At 63.1% G+C, this 11604-nt stretch carries 10 protein-coding genes; 5 read left to right on the top strand and 5 right to left on the bottom strand.

The window, feature by feature from the left end:
* Nucleotides 1-844 precede the first annotated feature (844 nt).
* The 5 genes from uvrA (at nt 845) to FJ942_RS18340 (ending at nt 6780) form a co-directional block, all read left to right on the top strand.
* On the top strand, nt 845-3766 hold the full coding sequence (uvrA, locus tag FJ942_RS18360) for an excinuclease ABC subunit UvrA (protein ID WP_140898494.1): 2922 nt from the start codon (nt 845-847) through the stop codon (nt 3764-3766).
* Between the two features lie 28 nt (nt 3767-3794).
* The gene (locus FJ942_RS18355) at nt 3795-4265 is read left to right on the top strand and encodes a GNAT family N-acetyltransferase (protein ID WP_140498852.1); all 471 of its coding nucleotides are present in this window, start codon (nt 3795-3797) and stop codon (nt 4263-4265) included.
* A 42-nt stretch (nt 4266-4307) separates the two neighbouring features.
* Complete coding sequence (locus FJ942_RS18350; RefSeq protein WP_140525358.1) at nt 4308-5120, top strand: DUF72 domain-containing protein; 813 nt, start codon at nt 4308-4310, stop codon at nt 5118-5120.
* Between the two features lie 138 nt (nt 5121-5258).
* Nucleotides 5259-5516, top strand: a complete 258-nt coding sequence (locus FJ942_RS28855) for a hypothetical protein (protein WP_140498856.1) — start codon at nt 5259-5261, stop codon at nt 5514-5516.
* A gap of 112 nt (nt 5517-5628) precedes the next feature.
* Nucleotides 5629-6780 carry a GGDEF domain-containing protein gene (locus tag FJ942_RS18340; protein WP_140898492.1) on the top strand — a complete coding sequence of 384 codons (1152 nt, stop codon included), beginning with the start codon at nt 5629-5631 and terminating at the stop codon, nt 6778-6780.
* Nucleotides 6781-6831: 51 nt separating this feature from the next.
* On the opposite strand, the gene FJ942_RS18335 is transcribed toward FJ942_RS18340, so the two are convergent.
* The 5 genes from FJ942_RS18335 to urtB form a co-directional block, all read right to left on the bottom strand.
* On the bottom strand, nt 6832-7008 hold the full coding sequence (locus FJ942_RS18335) for a hypothetical protein (protein ID WP_140498860.1): 177 nt from the start codon (nt 7006-7008) through the stop codon (nt 6832-6834).
* Between the two features lie 230 nt (nt 7009-7238).
* Entirely contained in the window at nt 7239-7934 is a 696-nt protein-coding gene (gene urtE, locus FJ942_RS18330) for an urea ABC transporter ATP-binding subunit UrtE (RefSeq protein ID WP_140898490.1), read from the bottom strand.
* Nucleotides 7935-8003: 69 nt separating this feature from the next.
* On the bottom strand, nt 8004-8750 hold the full coding sequence (urtD, locus tag FJ942_RS18325) for an urea ABC transporter ATP-binding protein UrtD (protein ID WP_140564487.1): 747 nt from the start codon (nt 8748-8750) through the stop codon (nt 8004-8006).
* A 6-nt stretch (nt 8751-8756) separates the two neighbouring features.
* Nucleotides 8757-9986 (bottom strand): urea ABC transporter permease subunit UrtC, encoded by a 1230-nt coding sequence (gene urtC / locus FJ942_RS18320; RefSeq protein ID WP_140898488.1) that lies wholly within the window; start codon nt 9984-9986, stop codon nt 8757-8759.
* Complete coding sequence (gene urtB / locus FJ942_RS18315; RefSeq protein ID WP_140898486.1) at nt 9983-11599, bottom strand: urea ABC transporter permease subunit UrtB; 1617 nt, start codon at nt 11597-11599, stop codon at nt 9983-9985. Before urtB ends, urtC begins: the two co-directional genes overlap by 4 nt.
* Nucleotides 11600-11604 lie beyond the last annotated feature (5 nt).

Below are 11604 nucleotides of genomic sequence, written 5' to 3'. Positions count from 1 at the left end.
AATCCTGCAATTCCAAAGCCACAATCGGCCCGGATCAAAAAGCCAAATCAATGGCTTGCGGATAGTTCACGGCCGACGATTTCTGGCAGCATCACGGTCGATGTCGGCGCCGGCGGGATCAAACCGCCGCGGTAGCCGACATGTCGCGGGCCGTCAGTACCTGCGCGTTCCCCCAAAAGAGCAGCCCCGCCGTGCTTTTAGCAAACAGACGGGGCTTTTCTGGATCTATAATCCAATCTTTCGCCGGGAATGTTTTACCGGCTTTGGATTTCGGATGCTTCGCGGCGTTCAGCCGACGATCCGACCAGTAGTCTCTGATTTTGGTGCATCCGGCAGGGTCACGTCGGAAGGCGCTCGCGTCTCCCTGGCATTCATCCCTGCCGCGGCTCCAGTCACTGCTGGAGCCTCAAGGGACTGTCCGGTGGCGTCATGCTCCACTCCTGTGTCCGTTGCGACAATCGTCGTCAGAAGCACTGATCGCAGTAGCCCGCGGCGTCTCGCAGGCCGCCTTTGGGCGGCGAGGCCATCGAAAGACAGCCGGCTTCATTGACGTGTGGAGTCTGCTCCCCTCAGCCGGGGACGTCAACCGCTCGATGTCCGATCGGAAAAATTGTGATCGAGCGACATATCCCCTGATGGGAACCACGCCGCCTGCTCCACCGCTTTTGTCAGGAGCGTGTTCGGTCTTTGTTCTTTCCGCTTGCCCGTTCGTGCGAAAGACGGTTAAACGATTTGGTCGAGAATTGTGGCGTCTCTCGACGCGGCGGCAAAAATACCTACATAGGGGACGGCCGGGGAAAACCCGCCGATCCCACAAATTCCAGATCTGAGGCGGCGACCGGCAATGGCCGACCATAAATATCTTTCCATTCGCGGGGCGCGCGAACACAATCTGAAGAATGTCGATCTCGACCTGCCGCGTGACAGCCTGATCGTCATGACCGGCCTGTCGGGCTCCGGCAAATCGTCGCTTGCCTTCGACACCATCTATGCCGAAGGCCAGCGCCGCTATGTCGAGAGCCTGTCCGCCTATGCGCGGCAATTCCTCGAAATGATGCAGAAGCCGGATGTCGACCAGATCGACGGCCTTTCGCCGGCCATCTCCATCGAGCAGAAGACCACCTCGAAAAACCCGCGCTCGACGGTCGGCACCGTCACCGAGATATACGATTATATGCGGCTTCTGTTCGCGCGTGTCGGCGTACCCTATTCGCCGGCCACCGGGCTGCCGATCGAGAGCCAGACGGTGTCGCAGATGGTCGATCGCGTGCTGGCGGTCGAGGAAGGCACGCGCCTGTTCATCCTGGCGCCGATCGTGCGCGGCCGCAAAGGCGAGTACCGCAAGGAATTGCTCGAGCTGCAGAAAAAGGGATTTCAGCGCGTCAAGGTCGACGGCGTCTTCTACGAGATCGCGGACGTGCCGCCACTCGACAAGAAATACAAGCACGACATCGACGTGGTCGTGGACCGCATCGTCGTGCGCGGCGACCTCGCAACGCGCCTTGCCGATTCCATGGAGACCGCGCTGAAGCTCGCGGAGGGGCTGGCGGTGGCGGAGTTCGCCGACAAGCCGCTCGATGCCAGTCAGACGGGCGAGGATTCGGTCAACAAATCGAAGAACGAGACGCATGAGCGCATCCTGTTCTCGGAAAAATTCGCCTGTCCGGTCTCCGGTTTCACCATTCCCGAGATCGAGCCCAGGCTGTTCTCGTTCAACAACCCGTTCGGCGCCTGCCCGACCTGCGACGGGCTGGGCAGCCAGCGCGCCATCGATCCCAATCTGGTCGTTCCCGACGAGAACGTCTCGCTGCGCGATGGCGCCGTCAGCCCATGGGCGAAATCGACTTCGCCCTACTACGTGCAGACGCTGGAGGCGCTCGGCAAGGCTTACAGCTTCAAGCTCGGCGACAAGTTCAAGGATTTGAGCAGGGAAGCCCAGGAAGCCATCCTGCGCGGCACCGGCGAGCGCGAGATCACCTTCCAGTATGATGACGGCCTGCGCTCCTACAAGACGACCAAGACCTTCGAGGGCGTCATCCCCAACCTCGAGCGGCGCTGGAAAGAGACCGAATCCGCCTGGATGCGCGAGGAGATCGAGCGCTTCATGTCGGCCACCCCCTGCCCGGCCTGTCGTGGCTACAGGCTGAAGCCGGAAGCGCTGGCGGTGAAGATCGCGGGCAAGCACATCGGCGAAGTGACCGAACAGTCGATCCGCAAGGCCGACCAGTGGTTCACCGACCTGCCGGCGCAGCTCAACGACAAGCAGAACGAGATCGCCGTGCGCGTGCTCAAGGAAATCCGCGAGCGGCTGCGCTTCCTCAACGACGTCGGCCTCGATTATCTCACCCTGTCGCGCAATTCCGGCACGCTGTCGGGCGGCGAGAGCCAGCGCATCCGGCTGGCATCGCAGATCGGCTCCGGCCTCACCGGCGTGCTCTACGTGCTGGACGAACCGTCGATCGGCCTGCACCAGCGTGATAATGCGCGCCTGCTCGACACGCTGAAGCACCTGCGCGACATCGGCAACACGGTCATCGTGGTCGAGCATGACGAGGATGCCATCCTGCATGCCGACTACGTCGTCGACATCGGCCCGGCCGCCGGCATCCATGGCGGCGAAATCATTGCCCAGGGCACGCCTCAGCAGGTGATGGCCAACCCGAATTCGATCACCGGCAAATACCTTTCGGGCGAGCTCGAAGTGGCGACACCTGCGGTTCGCCGCGAGGCGAAGAAGAACCGCCGCCTGAAAGTCGTCGGCGCACGCGGCAACAATCTGAAGAACGTCACCGCCGAAATTCCGCTCGGCACCTTCACCGCCGTCACAGGCGTATCGGGCGGCGGCAAATCGACCTTCCTGATCGAAACGCTGTTCAAGGCGGCCTCGCGCCGCATCATGGGCTCGCGCGAGCATCCGGCCGAGCACGACCGCATCGAGGGCCTGGAGTTCCTCGACAAGGTCATCGACATCGACCAGTCGCCGATCGGACGGACCCCGCGCTCCAACCCCGCCACCTATACCGGCGCCTTCACGCCGATCCGCGACTGGTTCGCGGGCCTGCCGGAAGCCAAGGCGCGCGGCTACCAACCGGGCCGCTTCTCCTTCAACGTCAAGGGCGGCCGCTGCGAGGCCTGCCAGGGCGACGGCGTTATCAAGATCGAGATGCACTTCCTGCCCGACGTCTACGTCACCTGCGACGTCTGCCACGGCAAGCGCTATAACAGAGAGACGCTCGACGTGCTGTTCAAGGGCAAGTCGATCGCCGACGTGCTCGACATGACGGTCGAGGAAGGCGTCGATTTTTTCGCCGCCGTGCCCGGCGTGCGCGACAAGCTCGACACGCTGAAGCAGGTCGGCCTCGGCTACATCCATATCGGCCAGCAGGCGACGACGCTGTCGGGCGGCGAGGCGCAGCGGATAAAACTCGCCAAGGAGCTGTCGCGCAAGGCGACCGGCAAGACGCTCTATATCCTGGACGAGCCGACCACTGGCCTGCACTTTCACGATGTCGCCAAGCTGCTGGAAGTACTGCACGAACTGGTCGACCAGGGCAACACGGTGGTGGTGATCGAGCACAATCTCGAAGTGATCAAGACCGCCGACTGGGTGCTCGACCTCGGCCCCGAGGGTGGCGACGGCGGCGGCGAGCTGGTCGCCTCCGGCACGCCGGAAGCGATCGTGCGCGAAAAACGCAGCTACACCGGCCAATTCCTCAAGGAATTGCTGGAGCGACGCCCCGGAGGCAAGCGCGAAGCAGCGGAGTGATGGCGGGCTGGCGTTGGGAACCTCCGGAATGAAGATCAGGAAAGCCCTCGCCCCGGATGTCACCGCCGTCATGACTCTGACCACGGATGCCTACGCGCCCTACACCGCGCTGTTGGGCGCGCCGCCGATCCCGGTCACCGAAGACTATGCGCCGCGCATCGAACGCGGCGAGGCCTGGCTGCTGGAGAGCGGCGGCGACCTGGCCGGGCTGATCGTCCTGGAGCGGCACGAAGACCACGCGATGATCTTCTCCGTCGCGGTGGCGCCAGGATTTCAGGGCAAGGGCTTCGGCATCGCATTGTTGAAACATGCGGATCAGCAGGCGCGCCTGTGGGGCGTGCCGGAGGTGCGGCTCTACACCAATGCGAAAATGGAGCGCAACATCGCGCTCTATTTGGCCTACGGCTATCGCGAAACGGGTCGCCGGCCCAATCCCTACCGGCCAGGATGGGTGCTCGTCGACATGGCCAAGCCGGTCGACGAGGTCACGGCGGCCTGATTTTTCTGAACGCGGCCAGATTTCTGAAACGGGAGGACGACAATGAGCAAATCGGGAACAATCCGCGCCGGCATGGGCGGCTGGACCTTCGAGCCATGGGACACGTCCTTCTACCCGGAAAAACTCCCCAAGGCCAAGCAGTTGCAATACGCCAGCCGGCAGGTACCGAGCATCGAGGTCAACGGCACCTACTATTCCAGCTTCAAGGAACCGACCTTCGTCAAATGGGCCAATGAGGCCCCCGACGGTTTCGTCTATTCGCTGAAGGGCAACCGCTTCGTCACCAACCGCCGCGTGCTGGGCGAAGCAGGTGAATCGATGATGCGTTTCCTTGGCTCCGGCGTCGCCGCGCTGGGCGACAAGCTTGGACCGATCCTTTGGCAGTTCGCGCCGACCAAGAAATTCGATCCCGACGATTTCGAGGCGTTTCTGAAGTTGTTGCCGGAAAGCCAAGACGGTATCGCGTTGCGCCACGCGCTCGAAGTTCGCAACGACAGTTTCATCGTGCCGGAATTCCCGGCGCTCGCGCGCAAATACAAGGCGGCCATCGTCTATGCCGATCACGCAAAATATCCTGATATCGCCGATATCACCGGCGATTTCATCTATGCGCGGCTGCAGACCGGCTCGGATGACAATCCCGACTGCTACACGCCAAAAGGCCTCGATGAATGGGCGGCGCGGGCCAAGGTTTGGGCGGAAGGCAAGCAGCCGGCCGATTTGCGGCGCGCCGACCCTGCCACCGACGCGCCGGTGCAACCGCGCGACGTGTTCGTCTACTTCATCACCGAGGGCAAGGTGCGCGCGCCCTTCGGCGCCATGGCGCTGATGAAGCGAGTGACAGAAACCAGCTAAGCGGCAAGCCTCTGCGGCTATCTCCATTTGCATGAATTGCCGGCGTCAACAGCCTCTGTCGGAACCTCAAGGCGTCATCATCGTTTTGCCTTGGTGGCGGGTTCCCGCGCGGGAAAACCAGCAGAAAAGCGAGGAAGGATGGCTGTCATCCTTATCGGTGCGTTTCTCATCGTCGCCGGCGTTGTGTATACGGCGGGCGCAGCTCTCAGGCGTGGACGGCTCAGCGATCCGGCACCTGCAGCTTCGGATCGACGGATGCCAAATCTCGCAACGCAGGCCCCGACGCTTGAGCCACGCCGCCGCGGCCTCGGTTTCCTAGGCGTGTCACAGAATTGGCCGGGTCTGCTGATGATGGCGGTCGGTGCCGTTCTGCTCCTGTCGGCGGTAGTCCTCTAACGCCGTGCAAGCTTGGCTTTTTCGCCGCGATCGTAACCTTATCGACACTTCCTTGCGTCATGACTCCAGCAACGTCAGGCTGCAGGGTCGTCGCGGGCAAGGAACGAGGGGCATGTCGCTCGACTACAACTCACTTCTGCTGGCGGTCGGTTTCTCCGCTGCCTGCCTGAGCCTGACGTTGTTCGGCACATGGCTCACCGCCCGCACCGACAAGTTCCTGCTCACCTGGGCGCTCAGCGCCATGCTGGTGGTGGGCGAGGTCTTCACCTATGACGCCTATATCAACGCGCCCAGGCGCGGCCTCGGCATCGCCACCTTCACCTTGCTGCTGGTCGGCTTCTCCATGATGCTGGGCGCCGCATACCAATTCAGAAGCGGCGGCTCGCCGATCCCCAGAGTTTTGATCGGCAGCGGCATTTCGCTGGCGGTGGCGCTGCCGCCCATGGCTCTCGGCTATGACGGGCTCGGCTTCATGTTCGAGAACCTGTTCGCGGCCCTGCTCCTGTTCGCAACCGCCGCCGAATACTGGAAGGGCCGCGCCGAGGCCCCAGCGCTTACCATCGGCGCCGCCGCACTCTATTCGGCGACCGCCATGTCCTTCCTGCTCTGCGCGACGGTTTTGGCATGGGACGGCAAGCTGATCCTGAGCCATGCGCCAAGGAACTGGGCCGAGGATCTCAGCCTCATCGTCGTCATCGCCAGCATGACCGGCATCGGCGCCTTGTCGCTGGCCCTCAACCAGGGGCGTCTGGCGGGGCATCACCGCCGCAACGCGCTGACGGATCAGCTGACCGGCCTGCTCAACCGCCGCGCGCTGTTCGACCTCTTTGGCGATTCTCCCGTCGGCGCCTTTACCGCCGTGGTCGTGTTCGACCTCGATAGCTTCAAGGCCATCAACGACCAGTTCGGCCACGCGACGGGCGATGAGGTGCTGAAAGTGTTCGCCAAGGAGCTTGCCGGCAACCTTCGCCCGACCGATGTCGCCGCGCGCATGGGGGGCGAGGAGTTCGCGGTGGTGCTGAAGCGGACTTTGCCCGAAACAGTGGAAAACACGGCCGAGGCGATACGAACCTCGTTCGCCGCGCGCCGCATCGACACCGAGAACGGTCCCCTGACGTGCACCGTCAGCGCCGGCTTTGCTTTCGGGACCAAAGAGGGCCTGAGCTTCGACAAGGTGCTCAGCGCCGCCGACAAGGCGCTCTATGCCGCCAAGCGCGGCGGCCGCAACCGCGTCACCGCCTCTCCATTCCGGCGCGCTAGCTGACCAAGCGCATCAATGCCGTGCCCATCATTGTTGAATGGCCGAATGCGGCTTTTACGCCGCCATGACAATTTCATTGAAGGCATCGAGGTCGACATAGAAGACCTTGGTGATCTCCTCGATCAGCTCGTCGTGGTCATAGCCCTGGGACTTCAGAATGTTGATGGCTGTGATGATGTCGACGCGCTCTGTGAGCCGCCGCTTCTGGTAGTCCTCGACGTAACGTTCCATGGCTGCCCCTTGGCCTGTATGCCCAAACGCGTTGAACGACAGAGATCGCAGGGAGGATGCTAGGAACGCATGCTTGCGCGGAACTTGCCCGTCGCCCACCTCGATCTGCGACAAACCAGACTGATACGGAAGCGGCCGACTCACAAAGCCATCGGAAGACTAGCATGTAGTATTGAGCCTGCCAGCGGGTGTTGAAGAAAGATTGAGTAATCTTTCATCAGGAGATGGATTTACACCGTCAGGAACTTCCTGACATCCGCCCGGTCGAGATCTTCGGCAGGACCAGTATGGACGATCTGGCCGCGGTCCATGATGTTGACCTCGTCGGCGAGTTCGCGGCAGAAGTCGAGATATTGCTCCACGAGAAGAACCGCAATGCCGGCCTGGTCGCGCAAATAGCGGATGGCGCGGCCGATGTCCTTGATAACGGACGGCTGGATACCTTCCGTCGGCTCATCGAGCACCAGAAGCTTGGGCCGCATCACCAGCGCCCTGCCGATGGCGAGCTGCTGCTGCTGGCCGCCGGAGAGATCGCCGCCGCGGCGGCCAAGCATCTGCTTGAGCACCGGAAACAATTCGAAGACATGCGCCGGCACGTTGCGGTCGGTCCGTTTCAGGGGCGAGAATCCCGATTCGAGGTTTTCCCGCACGCTGAGCAGCGGAAAGATCTCCCTGCCCTGCGGCACGAATGCGATGCCCGACCGGGCGCGGTCATACGCCGCGCTCCGGTCGAGCGCCTTCCCCTCGAAGGCAACGCTTCCGCTCGTCAGCCTGTGGTGGCCGACGATCGATCTCATCAAACTGGTCTTGCCGACGCCATTGCGGCCGAGCACGCAAGTGATCTTGCCGGCGCCCGCCTTCAGCGACACGCCGCGCAGCGCCTGGGCGGCGCCGTAGTGGAGCGTGGCATCGGAAACTTCGAGCATGTCAGCGCCTTCTCCAGAACCGAAGGAAGGCAAGATCGAAGCGATGGAATTGCACCCGCCAAACCATGCTCATCTCCCCAGATAGACTTCGACGACGCGTTCATCGGCAGATACGAAATCGAGCGTGCCTTCTGAAAGCACCGAGCCCTCATGCAGGCAGGTGACCTTGACGCCGAGCTCGCGCACGAAATGCATGTCATGCTCGACGACGATCACTGAATGGTCGCGGGCGATCTCCTTGAGCAGGCGCGCGGTTTCCTCGGTTTCGGCGTCGGTCATGCCGGCGACCGGCTCGTCGACCAGCAGCAGCTTCGGGTCCTGCGCCAGGAGCATGCCGATCTCCAGCCACTGCTTCTGCCCATGGCTGAGATTGGCGGCGAGCTCGTCGCGTTTGTCGCCGAGCCGGATGGTCCCGAGGATGTCATCGATCCGCCGCGTCTCGGCGGGCGAGCGTCGATGGAACAGCGCCGGGAAGATCGAGCGCGGCCCCTTCAGCGCCAGCATCAAATTTTCCTCGATCGTATGGCTTTCGAAAACCGTCGGCTTCTGGAATTTGCGGCCGATGCCCATCATGGCGATCTCGGCCTCGTCATGGCAGGTGAGATCGACCTGGCCGTCGAAGAACACCTCGCCCTCGTCGGGCCGTGTCTTGCCGGTGACGATGTCCATCATCGTGGTCTTGCCGGCGCCGTTGGGGCCGATGATGGCGCGCATCTCGCCCTTGTCGAGCACCAGCGACAGATTGTTGATGGCGCGAAAGCCGTCGAAGGAAACCGAGACGCCGTCGAGATAGAGAATGGTGTTCGACTTCGACATCGCTCGTTACTCCGCAGGCTGTGGTTCGAGGCTGGACGAGGACCATTCGCCGGGTGTTCTGGCCGCCGCCTGCACGACTTTGGATGGCGCGATTTCACCATCGGCGCCGGCCTCCTCGGCCAACGATGCCGCACGCAGCGCCTTGGCGTTGCCGCGCCGGCTATCCCACATGCCGATGATGCCTTTCGGCAAGAGCAGCGTCACGGCGACGAACAGGCCTCCGAGTGCGAACAGCCACAGTTCAGGCAGCACGCCGGTGAACCAGGATTTTCCGGCGTTGACCAGCAGCGCGCCGATGATCGGCCCGATGATGGTGCCGCGCCCGCCGACCGCCGCCCAGATCACCACCTCGATCGAATTGGAGGGTTCGAATTCGCCCGGATTGATGATGCCGACCTGCGGCACGTAAAGCGCGCCCGCGACGCCGGCCATGACAGCTGAAACCGTGAAGGCGAACAACTTCACATTCTCAGCCCGCCAGCCGAGGAAGCGGGTGCGGCTTTCGGCATCGCGCACCGCCATCAGCAGCTTGCCGTATTTGGAGGCGACGATCGCCCAGGTGACGAAGACGCCGAGCGCAAGCATCACCGCGCTGGCCGCGAACAGCGCCGAGCGGGTCGCGTCGGCCTGGACGTTGAAGCCCAGAATGTCCTTGAAATCGGTCAGGCCGTTGTTGCCGCCGAAGCCCATGTCGTTGCGGAAGAAGGCGAGCAGCAGCGCATAGGTCATCGCCTGTGTGATGATCGAGAGATAGACGCCTGTGACGCGGCTGCGGAAGGCGAACCAGCCGAAGACGAAGGCGAGCAGGCCGGGCACCGCGAGCACCATGAGGCCGGCGAACCAGAAATGGTCGAAGCCGGTCCAGAACCAGGGCAGCTCCTTGTAGTTCAGGAATACCATGAAATCAGGCAGGATCGGGTTGCCATAGACGCCGCGCGAGCCGATCTGGCGCATCAGATACATGCCCATCGCGTAGCCGCCGAGCGCGAAGAAGGCGCCGTGGCCGAGCGAGAGGATGCCGCAATAGCCCCAGACAAGATCGAGCGCCAAGGCAAGCAGCGCGTAGCAGAGATATTTGCCGGTCAGCGCCACGATATAGGGCGGGACGTAGAAGGCGCTCGTCGGTGACACAGCAAGATTGAGCAGAGGGCCGACGATCGCGGCCGCGAGCAGGATGAGGATGGTGATGGCGATGCGGCGGTCCGCGCCCGCGGCGAAGAAGCGTCCCGACATCATGCTTCCACCGCCCTGCCCTTGAGCGCGAACAGGCCGCGCGGGCGCTTCTGGATAAACAGGATGATCAGCACCAGCACGACGATCTTGCCGAGCACGGCGCCGGCATAGGGTTCCAGGAACTTGTTGACGATGCCCAGCGAAAAGGCGCCGACCAGCGTGCCCCACAGATTGCCGACGCCGCCGAAGACGACGACCATGAAACTGTCGATGATGTAGCCACGGCCGAGATTGGGCGAGACATTGTCGATCTGGCTGAGCGCCACGCCGGCAATGCCGGCAATGCCGGAGCCGAGCGCGAAGGTCAGCGCGTCGACCCATGGCGTCCTGATGCCCATGGAGGCGGCCATGCGGCGGTTGGCGGTGACGGCGCGCATCTGTAGGCCCCAGGGGGTGCGCTTCATCACATAGAGCAGCACGGCAAAGACGCTAAGCGCGAAGACCAGGATCCAGAGCCGGTTCCAGGTGATGGCAAGCTGGCCGACATCGAACGAACCCGACATCCAGGAGGGATTGCCGACCTCCTGGTTGGTTGGCCCGAAGATCGAGCGCACTGCCTGCTGCAGGATCAGCGAAACGCCCCATGTCGCCAGCAGCGTCTCCAGCGGCCGGCCGTAGAGGAAGCGGATAATGCCGCGCTCGATGGCGAGGCCGACAAGCCCCGCGACCAGGAAGGCAAGTGGCAGCGCGATGACCAGCGACCAGTCGAACAGGCCGGGAAACGACGTGCGGATCACCTGCTGGACGACGAAGGTCGTGTAGGCGCCGAGCATCACCATCTCGCCATGCGCCATGTTGATGACGCCCATGACGCCGAAGGTGATGGCAAGCCCGATCGCTGCCAGCAGCAGCACCGAGCCCAGCGAAATGCCATACCAGATGTTCTGTCCGGCGTCCCACAGGGCCAGCGTCGAATTGATGTTGGCGATAGCCGCCGTCGCGGCTTCCTGCACTGCGCCCAAGGCATTGGCCCCTGCCGAGGTGAGCAGCGATACCGCATCGCGGTCGCCGCGCGCGCCGATCAGGGCGATTGCCGCGAGCTTGTCGGCATCAGGCCGATCCGAGCTCAGAATCGACGCGGCACGAGCCTGTTCCAGCAAGGTCTTGACACTGGCGACCGTCTCATTGGCGATCGCAGCGTCGAGCGGCTCGATGTTTGCGGAATCGGGCGTCTTGAACATGGTGTCGGCGGCGGCGAGCCGCACGGCCGGATCCTTGGCGCCAAGCGTCAGCGTGCCCAGCGCATCGCGGATGGTGCGGCGCAGCGTGTTGTTGACCTTGATCTTGGTGATGTCGTCCTTGGCTGCTTCACCGGATGGCTCACCGCTCAGCGGGTCGAAAAGCTGGACCCGTTCGCCGCCTTCCTTGCCGACGAAGACCAGGGAATCGATCTTGCGGATGTAAAGACTGCCATCGGCGAGTGCCGCAAGAGGCCGCTCCACTGCCGGATCGCCGGTCGCCGCCAGGTCGTGAACGACAGCTCCCGTCTCCGAAAAACCCTTGGCGGCGGCGAACTTGGCGATGATGCCACGCAGATCGGCTTCGCCGGCGCCCGATGACGACAGCGTCGCCAGCAAGAACAGCAGTGTCAGGCCAAGTGCGCGGAAAAGGTTCATCGGCG

Origin of the sequence: Mesorhizobium sp. B2-4-2 (assembly GCF_006442845.1) — a bacterium.
Classification (GTDB): domain Bacteria; phylum Pseudomonadota; class Alphaproteobacteria; order Rhizobiales; family Rhizobiaceae; genus Mesorhizobium.
The sequence above is the reverse complement of the archived record's forward strand: the minus strand, read 5'-3'. Positions and strand labels throughout refer to the sequence as shown.